The sequence below is a fragment of the Sphingomonas bacterium genome (assembly GCF_903642285.1).
Classification (GTDB): domain Bacteria; phylum Pseudomonadota; class Alphaproteobacteria; order Sphingomonadales; family Sphingomonadaceae; genus Sphingomonas.
Genome location: NZ_CAHJWJ010000005.1, coordinates 135,990 through 149,374 on the forward strand (window position 1 = coordinate 135,990; position 13,385 = coordinate 149,374).

A 13,385-nucleotide genomic window follows, 5' to 3' on the forward strand; every position below is an offset into this window, starting at 1 on the left:
CGCTTTCGTCGTTGTTGGTGGCCGGGCGTCGCGACGCCGGATGCAGGCGCGGCTCTATTGCGCGGGCTGCGCAGGCGCAAGCGACACGAGCTTGCCCGGATTGAAGATGCCACGGGGATCGAGCGCCGTCTTGATCGCACGCAGTGCCGCCATCCGCGCAGGCGACGACAGCCGCGCGAGTTCGGTCAGCTTCATTTGCCCGATGCCGTGTTCGGCGGAGATCGATCCCCCCGCCGCGACCACCAGGTCGTGGACGTGGCGCGTGATCCCCGGGGCATCCTGCGCATACCAGCGCGTCGCATCCGTCCCGGCGGGCGCACGGACATGGAAGTGCACGTTGCCGTCGCCGAGATGGCCGAAGCCGCTGGCATGCGTGCCGGGGAACCGGGCATCGCAATCGGCGGCGGCGTCGATCATGAAGCGGGGCATCCCTTCGACCGGCACGGATATGTCGTGCTGGACCGCCGGACCCATCGCGCGTTCGGCGTCCGAGATCGAATCGCGGATCCGCCAGAACGCTTCCGCCTGTCCCTCGCTCGCCGCGACCACGGCGTCCGCCGCGAGCCCGTCCGACAGCGCCGCGCCCAGCAACGTCTCGATCATGGCGGCCGGATCGCCCGCCGGGTCCGCGGATGTCGCCTCGATCAGGACGTGCCAGGCGTTGTGCCCGGTAAGCGGCGCGCGCGCACCGGGCACATGCGCCAATACCGCCGCGAGCGATTCGTCGGGCAACAATTCGAAACTCTCGATCGCGTCGGTCCGCGCCTGCAACCGGCGAAGCAGCGCCAGCGCGGTGACCGGGTCCGCGACGCCGACCCACGCCACCGCGCGCACCGCGACCGCCGGCACCAGCCGGAGCGTCGCTGCGGTGACGATACCCAAAGTCCCCTCCGCCCCGACAAGCAACTGCGTCAGGTCGTATCCGCGATTGTCCTTCCTGAGCGCCGTCAGTCCGTCATATACGCTGCCGTCCGCCATTACCGCCTCGATGCCAGCGACCAGTCCGCGCATCGTGCCGAACTTCAGCACCTGCGTACCCCCGGCATTGGTGGATACCAGCCCGCCGATCGTCGCCGATCCCCGCGCACCCAGCGTCAGGGGAAAGCGTAACCCTTCCGCAAGCCCTGCGTCGTTGAGATCCGACAGGATCACCCCCGCCTCCGCGACGACAAGCCCGGCTTCGGCATCCAGCGAACGAATGCGGTTCATCCGCCGGAGCGACAGGATCGCCGCCGACCCGTCCGGCGGCGGCGTCGCCCCGCCGACCATCGAGCTATTCCCGCCCTGCGGCACCAGCGGCACGCCGCTCGCGGCGGCGGCGGCGACGATCGCCGATACGTCCGCGGTCGTCATGGGCTCCAGCAGCAGCGACGCCGCGCCCTGGAAACGCTTCCGCCAATCCACGAGCCAGGGCGCGATCAGCTGCGGCTCGGTAACGACGATACGCGGATCGATCGTCGTTGCCAGCCGCTCGATCATTCGGGTCTGTGCGGGGATCATGCGATGCGAATTAGGCCGAGTTCATCGACCGTTCAACGATTTCGCCTATGCCCGCCCGATCCATGATGCTCCGTCCGGCGATCCCCTCCATCCTGCTGCTTGCCGCGCCCGCATTGGGGATGGTGGAGCCGCAACGCGCGGCCGTCCCGCAACCGGTCGCGACCATAACGCAAATGACGATCCACGAACGGATCGTCATCCATATGCCGATCGCACGCGGCAAGCCGGTAGATCAGATGTCGCCGATCGCCTGGAAGGAAAAGCATGGGCCCAAATGCATCGCCGTCGGCGATCTGGGCGGCGCGCTGATATCGGAACCCGCGTCGGTCGATCTCGTCCTGACGGGCGGAAAACGCATTCGGGCAAAGCTGGACGGCAATTGCCGACCGCTCGATTTCTATGGCGGTTTCTATATCAAGCCCGGCGTCGACGGCCGGGTTTGCGCCGACCGCGATACGATCCGCGTTCGATCGGGTGCCAGCTGCCAGATCGACGATTTCAAACGGCTGGTGGCGAAGCGGTAGAACGCTCTGTTCCTTGACATTCGCGCGCGAATCCGCAAGCGCACGAGGCGTCCGCCCGTTGGGCACGGCCGATACGCGCCGACGACATCATCCCTTGGACTTTCGCCGTATGAGCTTCGCCGATCTCGGCCTTTCCGACGAACTGCTGAGCGCGGTCATCGCGTCGGGCTACACCGAGCCGACGCCGATCCAGGCGGCCGCGATCCCGCCCGTCCTGATGATGCGCGACATCATCGGCATCGCGCAGACCGGCACCGGCAAGACCGCAAGTTTCGTGCTGCCGATGATCGACATCCTGGCGCAGGGCCGAAGCCGGGCGCGGATGCCGCGTTCGCTGATCCTCGAACCGACGCGCGAACTGGCCGCACAAGTGGCGGAGAATTTCGAGAAATACGGCGTCAACCACAAGCTGTCGATGGCGCTGCTGATCGGCGGCGTGTCGATGGGCGACCAGCTTGCCGCGCTGGAAAAGGGCGTCGACGTGCTGATCGCGACACCGGGTCGCCTGATGGATCTGTTCGGCCGCGGCAAGATATTGCTGACCGGTTGTTCGATGCTGGTCATCGACGAGGCCGACCGGATGCTCGACATGGGGTTCATTCCTGATATCGAGGAAATCTGCACCAAATTGCCGAAGCAGCGTCAGACGTTGCTGTTTTCGGCGACCATGCCGCCCCCGATCAAGAAACTGGCGGACAAGTTCCTCGACAATCCCAAGCAGATCGAGGTTTCGCGCCCGGCGTCGACCAACCTGAACATCACGCAGTATCTGGTTCCCGTCGCATCGCAATCGGCGAAGCGCGAACGACTGCGGCAGTTGCTCGATCAGGCCGAGGTCACCAACGCGATCATCTTCTGCAACCGCAAGACGACGGTGCGCGATCTGAACAAGGTGCTGCGCCAGGCTGGAATGAAATCGGGCGAGATCCACGGCGACATGGAACAGCCGCAGCGCCTCGCCGAACTCGAGCTGTTCAAGACCGGTGCGGTCAACGTCCTGGTCGCGTCCGACGTCGCCGCGCGCGGGCTGGACATCAAGGGCGTGTCCACCGTCATCAACTATGATGCGCCGTGGCATCCCGACGATTACGTCCACCGGATCGGTCGCACCGGCCGTGCGGGAGCGACAGGCACCGCCTACACGTTCGTCACGCCCGATGATGCCGAGAATATCCAGAATATCGAAAAGCTGACGGGGCAGACGATCGAACGATTGGGTGCTGCGCCTGCTGCCACGGCGTCGGTCGCTGCCGAGCAAGCTCCATCGGAACGTGCGCCACGCGCACGTCGCGGTCGCGGGGGCAGCGACCGTCCGCCGGTCGCGTCGGCGGAACCCGCGTCGCCGGCCAAGCGCGCACCGCGGCAGGACCCGACGCCCGCGCCGCCGAAGCCTGCCGCAGCACCGCGAAGCGAGCGTCCCGATCCGACCCCGCCGCGCGAACGTGGGCGAGGGTATCGCGATCGTGACGATACCCTTGGCGGTCGCCAGCCATCGTCCGACGATGGTCCGGATGATGGCTGGAACGGTCCGGTTCCGAGTTTCCTGTCCGCCAGGATCGGCGAATAACCGCATCTTTGCCCGGACGAAGCTTTTGTTCGCGGCGTCCGACTCGACATTCGGGCGTTTACGGGGTCCTGTCGACGCCGCGTCCGCTCAAGCGCCGTTTAGCCGGAGACCGAAGTTGATCCGTACCACGCTGTTCGCGCTTGCCGCGCTTTCGCTCTCCACCGCCTCGCTCGCGGCGATCCCCGCGCCGCGGATCGGCGTCGCAAGCTTCGATCAGCTCGCAAAGCCCTTGCCGCTGCCCTACGATACGCAGGCCGATGCCGACGCCGCGATCGCCGCCGCGCGCGCGCGCGCGATCAGGACGCACAAGCGGCTGTTGATCGATCTGGGCGGCAACTGGTGCCTCGACTGCCGGATCCTTGCCGGCACCGTCGCGCTGCCCGAACTGAAGACGTTCGTCGATCGTCATTTCGAGATCGTGACGGTCGACATCGGTCGGTTCGACAAGAACGCGCAGGTCGCCGCGCGCTACGGCGTCAAGGGGCGGCTTGCCGGGGTGCCGGCGGTCCTGATCGTCGATCCCAGAAGCGATCGGCTGATCAATACGGGTCACGAAACCGCGTTGTCCGACGCGCGGCACATGAACCCGCAAGCATTGGCCGACTGGCTGGCGCAATGGGCGATCTGACGCTTGCCGGTTCGATCGACGATCGACCGGCATCACCCTGCACGGGCATCTGTACGCTGGACGATGACGATCGCTGCGTCGGCTGTGGACGGACATTGGACGATATCGCCGCCTGGGGATCGATGACCGGAGCCGAGCAACGCGCCGTCATCGCGGGGCTGTACCCGCCGTAGACGTCACTCCCCTGCCGCCGCCGCCGCGATCAGTCCATCGTCGATCGCGGCCGCCCGGGCATACGCGTCGCGCGCGACCAACCGCGCCGCATAGTCGGCGAACGCGTCGCGCTTCGGCAGCGTGCCGAACTGCATGCCCCATATCACCTGGGACCCGACGAAGACGTCCGCGGCAGTGAACCGGTCTCCTGCAATATAAGGATGCGCCGATACCGCCCGCTCCAGCACGTCGACCATCAGGTCGTAGCTGCCATAGCCCGCCATGCGCTGCTGCTGGTCGGTCGGCACCACGCCCAGCGACCGGTTGGTGATCGCCGCCTCGACAGGTCCGGCGGCGAAGAACAGCCAGCGATGATAGTCCGCGCGCTCGGTGGCGGTCGGGGCTAGCCCGGCCTCGGGAAACGCCTCCGCCAGATAGGCGCAGATCGCGGCACCTTCGGTCACGACATTGCCGTCGTGGACGATCGCAGGAACCTTCCCCATCGGATTGATGGCGAGATAATCGGCTGCCTTCATCGTGTCGGCATAGCCGAGCACCACCGTTTCATACGATGTACCGATCTCCTCCAGCATCCAGCGCGAAATCCGGCCGCGCGACATCGGATTGGTGTAGAGCGTCAGTGTCATGCGAGAGCCTTTCCGAACAACGCGAGCATCCGCTCCCATGCCTTTTCCGCCTGGACGGAATCGTAGACGCGGCTGTCCGGCGGGCACCAGCCATGCATCGTGGCGGCATAGACCTGGATCTCCGCGGGCAGTTTCGCCGCGGCGAAATCGGCCTTCAGCACGTCCTTGTCGGTCGGCGCACGCGCATCGTCATTGGCAGCGATGGCGATCAGATATTGCGCCTTCATCTGCGGGATCAGCAGCGCCGGGCTGTCGGGCTTGTCGGTCACGAGCCCCCCGCCATGGAACGTCGCACCGGCCCGAATGCGATCGGATACCGCCGCTGCAGTGCGAAACACCATCGGACCGCCCATGCAATAGCCGGTGGTCCCCATCCCGCGCGTACGATCGACCTGCGGCTGCGCATCGAGGAAATGGGTGAAGGCGATAGCATCGCGGGTGGTCCCCTCGCTGCTCAGCGCATGGACGAACGGCATGATTTTCGCCCGCACCTCGGGCTGATCGTAGGACTCGCCTGCCGCCAGGAACGGTGCTTTGGTCGATCGGTAGAACTGGTTGACGGCCAGCACCGCATAACCCGACTGCGCCAGCCGATCGGCCATCTGCCGGAACGCAGGCCGAAGCCCCATGATATCCGGCCATATCAGCACACCGGGATGCTTGCCGCCCCCGGGTGCGACGAAATACGCGTCCGCCTTCCCGTCCGGCGTATCGATAACGACGTCCCGGCCGGCGACGGTCAGCGCGTCGGCTGGCGTCGGCAGCATCATCGCGATCCCCGCCGCCCCGGTCATCGCCCCGAACTGCCGGCGCGACACGCCCTCCAGCACCCGGTCGTTATCCTGGCTGGTGTGTTCGTCGCACATCGCATGCACTCCCGCTCGAATCGTCTTTCGGTATCGGACGATATGCTATTTCAGGCGGCGCGCCACCACCAGACGCCGTCGCGGTCCTCGCGCGTCGCCCGCCCCTCGATCGCCAGTCGACGCAGGTGCGCCAGCGCTTCCCCCGTCGCCATGCCGAGCATGTCGGGACCGACGGTGCGCCGAAACAGCAGCGGAAAGGCATCGATCGCACGCATCGGTTCGACCAGCGCCGCGCCAAGCGTATCGAGCCGCGCATGATGCTCCGCCGCCATGGCATCCAGCCGTGCGTGGAGCCCGGTAAACGGATCGCCATGCCCCGGCAGCACCAACACATCGCCCGGCAATTGCTTCAACCGGTCGATCGAGGCGAGCCATTCGCCCAGCGGATCGGCTTCGGGCTCGGTCACGCCGAGCGAGACATTGGGACTGATCCGCGGCAACACCTGATCGCCCGCGATGAGCACGCCGCCATAGTCGTCGAGCAGGCAGGCATGTTCCGGACTGTGACCCGACCCGATTACGACGCGCCAATCGACCTGGCCGACGCGTAGCGTATCGCCATCCGCGATCCGGATGTAGCTCAGCGGCAACGGCGTGATGATCCGGCGAAACCCGCTCCAACCTCGCGTCACCGCATGCGCCAGTTGCACCTCGTCCCAACCCGCGCCGCGCCGGAATGCGATCATCGCCTCGGGTACCGCGTCGCGCACATCCGCGGCCAGCATCCGCGCCGTCAGCCATTCGCCACGCGTCATGATCAACGGACAGCGATGATGGTCGCACATCCAGCCGGCCAGGCCAATATGGTCCGGGTGGAAATGCGTACCGATGACGCGCGTGAACCGCTCCCCCGCCAACGCGCCCTTCGCCAGCGCCTTCCACGACGCGCGCGCATCGTCGGTGTTCATGCCGGTATCGACGAGCGCGCTGCCGCCGGCATCGTCGAGCAGCCAGCAATTCACATGGCGAAGCGGCCCCGGCATCGACAGCCGGACCCAGCGAACGCCGGGCGCGACCGTCATCGCGCCCGCCTCGCCCGGCTCGGCACCACCGAAGGGATAGGCGAGCGGCTGATCGACCGCCGGGAACGTCACCGTTTGAAGGGGTCGTCGAACAGCGGCTTGGGCTGCATCGTGCCGTCGGCGATCATCTCCGCCTCGCGCGCCTGCTGGATCCGTTCGGCGCGGAGCTGTTCGATCAGCGCCTCGCGGTCGCCTTCCAGCCTGGTGTCCGGCTGCGCCTCGATCCCGGCCGCCTTCGCCGCCTTGGCGACCGCGGCGTCGAGTTCGCGCTGCGTCGTCAGTCCGAGCGTCACCGGGTCCTTGGGCGTGATGTTGGCGATGTTCCAGTGGCTGCGGTCGCGGATCGCCGCGATCGTCGTACGCGTGGTGCCGATCAGCAGGCCGATCGCACCGTCGGTGATCTCGGGATGGTTGCGGATGATCCAGGAAATACCGTCGGGCTTGTCCTGCCGCTTGCTAACGGGCGTGTAGCGCGGCCCCTTGGTTCGACGGACCTGCTCGGGTCCCTTGATCATCTTCATTCGGTAGTTCGGATCGGCGGACCCCTTGTCGATTTCCTCCTGCGTCACTTCGTGCGCGCGGATCGGATCGCGCCCGGTCAGCTTGGTTGCGGCGGTATCGTCGGCGATCGCCTGGATCTCCAGGATATGCAGCCCGCAGAAATCGGCGATCTGTTCGAAACTGAGCGCGGTGTTGTCGACCAGCCAGGAGGCGGTCGCGTGGGGCATGAGCGGCTGGGCCACGGGGAAACTCCGTAAAAATAGAAAGGGCCGCCCCTTTCGAGGCGGCCTGGCATGACCCAACGACTTAGAGCGCGCGGACGCCGAGGGCAAGCGGTCAGGCGGCCCGCGCCACAAGCTGTAGCGGGGCCAGTGCGCCGAGGAACTGGCGCGCGCTGGCCGCCCAGGTGAAGCGACCCGCATAGGCCGCGCACGTCACGGGATCGCGACCGAGCGCGTCGGCGATCGCGACGTCCAGATCGTCATCCATCGCGCCTACCCGCTGGTCGAGGACATCGATCGGCCCGGTCACCGGATAAGCCGCGACCGGCGTCCCGCAGGCCAGCGCCTCGATCATCACCAGCCCGAACGTGTCCGTCCGGCTTGGGAACACCAGCACGTCGGCGGCGCGGTACGACGCCGCCAGCTCCGCACCGAACCGCGCGCCGGTGAAGATCGCGGCGGGGAACTGCTTTTCGAGCGCGCCGCGCGCCGGGCCGTCGCCGACCACGACCTTGCTGCCCGGATGCCGCGATTCGAGGAAGGCGACGATATTCTTCTCCACCGCGACGCGTCCGACATAGAGCTGCACCGGCCCCGGCAGCCCGGCGATCATCGGATCACGCGCGCCGTCCAGCCCGAAGACCGACAGGTCGACGCCGCGTCCCCACGGACTGACCTGCGCGATGCCGTGCGCGGTCAGCGTCGCCGCGACCGAGGGGGTCGACACCAGCACCGCATGTGCCGGCTCATGGAACCAGCGGATATAGCGCCACACCCATTCGGGGTTGATCCGTGCCCGCGCCGCGACATAATCGGGGAATTGCGTGTGATAGGCGGTCGTGAACGGCAGCGCGCGCGCCATGCACCAGCGCCGCGCGACGAGGCACAACGGCCCCTCGGTCGCCAGATGGATCGCATCCGCGCCGAAATCGGACAGCAGCCGACCGACCGTCGCGCCGCGCGCGAAGGCCAGGCGGATTTCCGGGTAGGTCGGGCACGGCACCGACACGAACCGGTCGGGCGCGACGATCAGCACCTCGTGCCCCATCTTCTCCAGCTCGGCGCGGACGGAACCCAGCGTACGGACGACGCCGTTGATCTGCGGCGTCCAGGCGTCGGTGACGATCGCGATGCGCATGTCGGTTCTCCCGGTCGAAAAAGTCAGGCGGCGATGGCGACGGGCGCATCGCGGCGCGCCATGACGTCGGCCCAGTGCAGCAGCTCCATCCGCCCGTCGAAATGTTCGACCAGCGCGGTGCAGCCCTCGACCCAGTCGCCGTCGTTATAATAGTGAATGCCCGCGATCTCGCGGATCTCCGCGGTGTGGATATGCCCGCACACGACGCCGTCGACGCCGCGCGACCCTGCGGCATGCGCGACGACGTCCTCGAAATGCGAGATGAACGCGACCGCGTTCTTGACCTTCGCCTTGGCGTGCTTGGACAGCGACCAATACGGCATCTTCAACCGCCGCCGCCATACGTTCAGCCAGCGGTTGAGCGCCATCAGCGCGGTATAGGCGGCGTCGCCGACATGCGCGATCCAGCGATGTGCCATCGTCACCGCGTCGAATTCGTCGCCATGCAGGATCAGCAGCCGACGCCCGTCCGCGGTTTCGTGGATCGCCTTGCGCCGGATCGACACACCGCCGAAATCGAGGCCCGAAAACTGCCGGAACACCTCGTCGTGATTCCCCGGAATATAGACCATCCGCGTGCCGCGCTTGGCGCGCTTCAGCAACCGAAGGACGACGTCGTTGTGCGTGTCCGGCCAGTAGAACCGCTTCTTGAGCTGCCAGCCGTCGATCATGTCGCCGACCAGATACATCGTCTCGCTGTCGACATGATCGAGGAAGTCGATCAGCATTTCCGCGTTGCAGCCGCGCGTGCCGAGATGGACGTCGGAAATCCAGATCGTCCGATATCGCTGGCGCTCGACGATACGCTCGGGGGTGGCCGGGCGCGCGTTCGCGAAGTCGGCTGGCAGGAAATCGGCGATGTCGGTGATCGTGGCAGCGGCGTCCATCGGCGTCGTTCCCCTGGCGGTATGGGGAACCTATGGCGCAGGTTTGTTACGCGGCTGTGCGGTTATGGTGACGGGACGGTGACGGATATCCGCCGTCCGTCCTCGCACCATCCGTCACCCCCGCGAAAGCCATCCGTCATCCCCGCGAAAGCGGGGATCCCGCTCCTTCCTCCGCGCCGCCATTGATAACCTCGAATAGATCGCTCCAATCGGGATTGACGCGCTCGATCAACTCGATTTTCCAGGCGCGTCGCCACTTCTTCATCGCTCTTTCTCGGGCAATGGCATCGACGATGCTTTCCGTCCAATCGGCATAGACCAGCCGGTCTATGCCGTACCGACGGCAGAACGCGGACCCCTCTCTCGATCGATGCTGGAACCCGCGTTGCGCGATATACGCGGTGACGCCGATATAGATTGCGCCGCGGTATCGATCGGACATCATATAAACCCATCCGCCCCGCATTCTTCACGATCTCGAAAGAAGCGGGATCCTCGCCTTCGCGAGGATGACGTATGGGAAATATACTGACCTCGTCATCCCCACGAAAGCGGGGATCCCCGTTCTTGCTCGCGCCGCACTACCCCACCACCAACACGATCTTCCCCACATGATCCCCCGCCTCCATCCGCCGATGCGCATCCGCCGCATCGGCGAGCGGATATGTCCGGTCGATCACCGGCTTCAGCTTGCCCGCCTCCACATGCGGCCAGACGGTGCGGGCCAGTTCGTCGGCGACCAGCGTCTTGAACGACACGTCTCGCGCGCGCAGCGTCGATCCGGTCAGCGTCAGGCGGCGGCGCATCACCTCGAAGATCGGGATCGTGGCCGTCAACCCGCGCTGGACCGCGATCGAGACATGGCGGCCGTCGTCGGCCAGGCATTGCAGGTTGCGGGGCACGTAATCCCCGCCGACCATGTCGAGCACCGCGGCGACGCCCTTGCCGCCGGTGATGGCCTTCACCCGATCGACGAAATCCTCCGTGCTGTAATCGATCGCGTGGTTCGCACCGATCGCCCGCGCGGCCGCGCATTTGGCGGCCGATCCTGCGGTCACGATGATCTCGACCCCGAACAACCGGCACAGCGCGATCGCCATCGTGCCGATCCCCGACGTGCCGCCATGGACCAGCACGGTATCGCCCTCGGTCGCGTACGCCCGCTCGAACAAATTGGTCCACACGGTGAACAACGTCTCGGGCATCGCCGCCGCCTCGACCATCGACAGCGCATGTGGAACGGGCAGGCACTGGCCGAACGGCGCGACGGCATATTCGGCATAGGCCCCGCCGGTCACCAGCGCGCAGACCGGCTGGCCGATCTGTTCGGGCTCGACGCTCTCGCCCACCGCGACGATGGTGCCGGAAAACTCCATGCCGAGGATCGACGAGGCACCGGGCGGCGGTGGATATCTGCCCTGGCGCTGCATCACCTCGGGCCGGTTGACGCCGACCGCGGCGATTTGCACGAGCACCTCGCCGCCACCGGGCTTCGGCACCGGCCGTTCCGAGGGCACGAGCACTTCGGGCCCGCCCGGCCGTGCCGGGTCGATGGCGATCATCACGTCGGGTATGTCGTCCATCGGCGTGCCCGCTCCCAAGATATGCCGCGTTATTGACATCGTCCGCCGCGCGGTCAACGCTGTGCCTGCAATGATCGACCCTGACGACGCCCCTCTTCGTCGTGACGACCTGCTGGCGCAGCTGATGCGGCAGGATCTCGACCCGTTGTCGGTCGCGGAGCTGGAGGCGCGGATCGCTGCGCTGGAGGCCGAGATCGTCCGGGCCCGCTCCAAAATTGAACGCGCCGTTAACCATCGCGCAAGCGCCGACCAGCTATTTAGGCGATGAGCGCATGGGTGCCCCTTCGGTTCGATGATCCACATCGCCGATCGGGCTGCCGGACGCTTGATGCGGGCCCGATGCGTTCCGACATAGGAACAAACGGGCACGCGTTTCTTCGTGGCCCGACCGGAGTATCCTGACATGCCATCCTTCGCCCCCGCGCTCGAGACCACGCTTCACAAGGCGCTCGAGGCCGCGTCGTCCAGGCGTCACGAATATGCGACGCTCGAACATCTGCTGCTCGCGCTGATCGACGACGAACATGCGTCCAAGGTCATGCTCGCCTGCAAGGCCGATCTCGGCGAACTGAAGACCACGGTCGCCCATTATCTCGACACCGAACTCGACGCGCTGAAGGTCGATGCCGCAACCGACCCCTCGCCCACCAGCGGATTCCAGCGCGTGGTGCAGCGCGCGATCCTGCACGTCCAGTCGTCGGGCCGCGACGAGGTGACAGGTGCCAACGTGCTGGTCGCGCTGTTCAGCGAGCGCGAGAGCTATGCCGTCTATTTCCTGCAGCAGCAGGACATGAGCCGCCTCGATGCGGTCAGCTTCATCAGCCATGGCGTCGGCAAGGGCGGCGCGGCGGTCGAGGCATCGTCGCCCAAGGGTGCCGAGGAAGAGAAACCCGCCAAGGGACAGGAGAAGGGCAAGACGGAAAGCGCGCTCAAGCAATTCACCGTCGATCTCAACGAGAAGGCCAAGAACGGCAAGGTCGATCCGCTGATCGGGCGCGGCCCCGAGGTCGATCGCACGATCCAGATCCTGTGCCGCCGGTCGAAGAACAACCCGCTATACGTGGGCGATCCCGGCGTCGGGAAGACGGCGATCGCGGAAGGCCTGGCACGCAAGATCGTCGAAGGCGACGTGCCCGACGTGCTGCTTGAAGCGGTCATCTATTCGCTCGACATGGGGGCGCTGCTGGCGGGCACGCGGTATCGCGGCGATTTCGAGGAGCGGCTGAAGGCGGTCGTCAACGAACTGGAAAAGATGCCGCATGCGGTGCTCTTCATCGACGAGATTCACACCGTCATCGGTGCCGGCGCGACATCGGGCGGCGCAATGGATGCGTCGAACCTGCTGAAGCCGGCGCTGTCGAGCGGCGGCATCCGCTGCATCGGCTCGACGACCTACAAGGAGTTCCGCAACCATTTCGAGAAGGACCGCGCGCTGCTGCGGCGCTTCCAGAAGATCGACGTCAACGAACCGACGATCGAGGACACGATCAAGATTCTCGCCGGCCTGCGTTCGGCGTTCGAAGAACATCACTCGGTCAAATATACCCCCGATGCGATCAAGTCCGCTGTCGAGCTGTCGGCGCGCTACATCAACGACCGCAAGCTGCCCGACAAGGCCATCGACGTGATCGACGAGGTCGGCGCGATGCAGATGCTGGTGCCCGCCAACAAACGCAAGAAGACGATCACCACCAAGGAGATCGAACAGGTCATCGCGACGATGGCGCGAATCCCGCCGAAATCGGTGTCGACCGACGACAAGGCGGCGCTCTCGACGCTGGAGACCGATCTGAAGCGCGTGGTGTTCGGGCAGAATGCGGCGATCGAGAAGCTGGCCTCGGCGATCAAGCTGGCGCGGGCGGGTCTGCGCGAACCGGAGAAGCCGATCGGCAATTACCTGTTCACCGGCCCGACCGGCGTCGGCAAGACCGAAGTGGCGAAGCAACTCGCGTCGATCTTGGGCATCCCGCTTCAGCGGTTCGACATGTCCGAATATATGGAGCGGCATTCGGTCAGCCGACTGATCGGTGCGCCGCCGGGTTATGTCGGGTTCGACCAGGGCGGCCTGTTGACCGATGCGGTCGACCAGAACCCGCATTGCGTGCTGCTGCTCGACGAGATCGAGAAGGCGCATCCGGACCTGTTCAA

Annotated in this window: 15 protein-coding genes; 6 read left to right on the forward strand and 9 right to left on the reverse strand. The window is 66.1% G+C overall.

All coding sequences use genetic code 11. The annotated features are described in order from the left end of the window. Positions 1 to 54 precede the first annotated feature (54 nt). The gene (locus HUU99_RS04375) at positions 55 to 1,500 is read right to left on the reverse strand and encodes an FAD-binding oxidoreductase (protein ID WP_174285353.1); all 1,446 of its coding nucleotides are present in this window, start codon (positions 1,498 to 1,500) and stop codon (positions 55 to 57) included. Positions 1,501 to 1,547: 47 nt separating this feature from the next. On the opposite strand from HUU99_RS04375, the gene HUU99_RS04380 reads away from it, so the two are divergent. The 4 genes from HUU99_RS04380 (at position 1,548) to HUU99_RS04395 (ending at position 4,392) form a co-directional block, all read left to right on the forward strand. Further along, on the forward strand, positions 1,548 to 2,024 hold the full coding sequence (locus tag HUU99_RS04380; RefSeq protein WP_254602913.1) for a hypothetical protein: 477 nt from the start codon (positions 1,548 to 1,550) through the stop codon (positions 2,022 to 2,024). A gap of 109 nt (positions 2,025 to 2,133) precedes the next feature. Then, positions 2,134 to 3,591 carry a DEAD/DEAH box helicase gene (locus tag HUU99_RS04385; protein ID WP_174285376.1) on the forward strand — a complete coding sequence of 486 codons (1,458 nt, stop codon included), beginning with the start codon at positions 2,134 to 2,136 and terminating at the stop codon, positions 3,589 to 3,591. A gap of 115 nt (positions 3,592 to 3,706) precedes the next feature. Next, a complete protein-coding gene (locus HUU99_RS04390; protein WP_375380040.1) occupies positions 3,707 to 4,219 on the forward strand; it encodes a thioredoxin family protein in 513 nt (170 codons plus the stop codon). Further along, positions 4,207 to 4,392: a DUF1289 domain-containing protein gene (locus HUU99_RS04395; RefSeq protein ID WP_174285355.1), complete on the forward strand. Its 186-nt coding sequence runs from the start codon at positions 4,207 to 4,209 to the stop codon at positions 4,390 to 4,392. The genes HUU99_RS04390 and HUU99_RS04395 overlap by 13 nt, the downstream gene beginning before the upstream one ends. A gap of 3 nt (positions 4,393 to 4,395) precedes the next feature. Here the strand turns inward: HUU99_RS04395 and HUU99_RS04400 are convergent, their stop codons facing one another. The 8 genes from HUU99_RS04400 to HUU99_RS04435 all read right to left on the reverse strand — a co-directional run bounded on the left by HUU99_RS04400 (position 4,396) and on the right by HUU99_RS04435 (position 11,237). After that, positions 4,396 to 5,019, reverse strand: coding sequence for a glutathione S-transferase family protein (locus HUU99_RS04400; RefSeq protein ID WP_174285356.1), 624 nt, complete (start codon positions 5,017 to 5,019; stop codon positions 4,396 to 4,398). Further along, positions 5,016 to 5,885, reverse strand: coding sequence for a dienelactone hydrolase family protein (locus HUU99_RS04405; protein WP_174285357.1), 870 nt, complete (start codon positions 5,883 to 5,885; stop codon positions 5,016 to 5,018). Before HUU99_RS04405 ends, HUU99_RS04400 begins: the two co-directional genes overlap by 4 nt. A 50-nt stretch (positions 5,886 to 5,935) precedes the next feature. Continuing rightward, entirely contained in the window at positions 5,936 to 6,979 is a 1,044-nt protein-coding gene (locus HUU99_RS04410; protein ID WP_254602914.1) for an MBL fold metallo-hydrolase, read from the reverse strand. Further along, positions 6,976 to 7,650 carry a DUF1013 domain-containing protein gene (locus tag HUU99_RS04415; protein ID WP_254602915.1) on the reverse strand — a complete coding sequence of 225 codons (675 nt, stop codon included), beginning with the start codon at positions 7,648 to 7,650 and terminating at the stop codon, positions 6,976 to 6,978. Before HUU99_RS04415 ends, HUU99_RS04410 begins: the two co-directional genes overlap by 4 nt. A gap of 94 nt (positions 7,651 to 7,744) precedes the next feature. Beyond that, positions 7,745 to 8,767, reverse strand: coding sequence for a glycosyltransferase family 4 protein (locus HUU99_RS04420; protein ID WP_174285358.1), 1,023 nt, complete (start codon positions 8,765 to 8,767; stop codon positions 7,745 to 7,747). Positions 8,768 to 8,790: 23 nt separating this feature from the next. Beyond that, complete coding sequence (locus HUU99_RS04425; protein WP_174285359.1) at positions 8,791 to 9,654, reverse strand: UDP-2,3-diacylglucosamine diphosphatase; 864 nt, start codon at positions 9,652 to 9,654, stop codon at positions 8,791 to 8,793. A gap of 136 nt (positions 9,655 to 9,790) precedes the next feature. Further along, entirely contained in the window at positions 9,791 to 10,120 is a 330-nt protein-coding gene (locus HUU99_RS04430) for a GIY-YIG nuclease family protein (protein ID WP_174285360.1), read from the reverse strand. 115 nt (positions 10,121 to 10,235) lie between these two features. Next, positions 10,236 to 11,237 (reverse strand): NAD(P)H-quinone oxidoreductase, encoded by a 1,002-nt coding sequence (locus tag HUU99_RS04435; RefSeq protein ID WP_174285361.1) that lies wholly within the window; start codon positions 11,235 to 11,237, stop codon positions 10,236 to 10,238. A 70-nt stretch (positions 11,238 to 11,307) separates the two neighbouring features. Here HUU99_RS04435 and HUU99_RS04440 point away from each other — a divergent pair, with 70 nt between their 5' ends. Beyond that, positions 11,308 to 11,505, forward strand: a complete 198-nt coding sequence (locus HUU99_RS04440; protein WP_174285379.1) for a DUF1192 domain-containing protein — start codon at positions 11,308 to 11,310, stop codon at positions 11,503 to 11,505. A 135-nt stretch (positions 11,506 to 11,640) separates the two neighbouring features. After that, positions 11,641 to 13,385 (forward strand): AAA family ATPase (locus tag HUU99_RS04445; protein WP_174285362.1); only part of this gene is annotated, 1,745 nt, incomplete at its 3' end.

Excerpts from the sequence above, each read along its gene's own strand:
- HUU99_RS04425 (WP_174285359.1), bottom strand. The coding sequence starts at position 9,654 with ATGGACGCCGCTGCCACGATCACCGACATCGCCGATTTCCTGCCAGCC.
- HUU99_RS04385 (WP_174285376.1), top strand. The coding sequence starts at position 2,134 with ATGAGCTTCGCCGATCTCGGCCTTTCCGACGAACTGCTGAGCGCGGTC.
- HUU99_RS04400 (WP_174285356.1), bottom strand. The coding sequence starts at position 5,019 with ATGACACTGACGCTCTACACCAATCCGATGTCGCGCGGCCGGATTTCG.
- HUU99_RS04440 (WP_174285379.1), top strand. The coding sequence starts at position 11,308 with ATGATCGACCCTGACGACGCCCCTCTTCGTCGTGACGACCTGCTGGCG.
- HUU99_RS04435 (WP_174285361.1), bottom strand. The coding sequence starts at position 11,237 with ATGGACGACATACCCGACGTGATGATCGCCATCGACCCGGCACGGCCG.
- HUU99_RS04405 (WP_174285357.1), bottom strand. The coding sequence starts at position 5,885 with ATGTGCGACGAACACACCAGCCAGGATAACGACCGGGTGCTGGAGGGC.
- HUU99_RS04375 (WP_174285353.1), bottom strand. The coding sequence starts at position 1,500 with ATGATCCCCGCACAGACCCGAATGATCGAGCGGCTGGCAACGACGATC.
- HUU99_RS04380 (WP_254602913.1), top strand. The coding sequence starts at position 1,548 with ATGCCCGCCCGATCCATGATGCTCCGTCCGGCGATCCCCTCCATCCTG.
- HUU99_RS04395 (WP_174285355.1), top strand. The coding sequence starts at position 4,207 with ATGGGCGATCTGACGCTTGCCGGTTCGATCGACGATCGACCGGCATCA.
- HUU99_RS04430 (WP_174285360.1), bottom strand. The coding sequence starts at position 10,120 with ATGCGGGGCGGATGGGTTTATATGATGTCCGATCGATACCGCGGCGCA.
- HUU99_RS04420 (WP_174285358.1), bottom strand. The coding sequence starts at position 8,767 with ATGCGCATCGCGATCGTCACCGACGCCTGGACGCCGCAGATCAACGGC.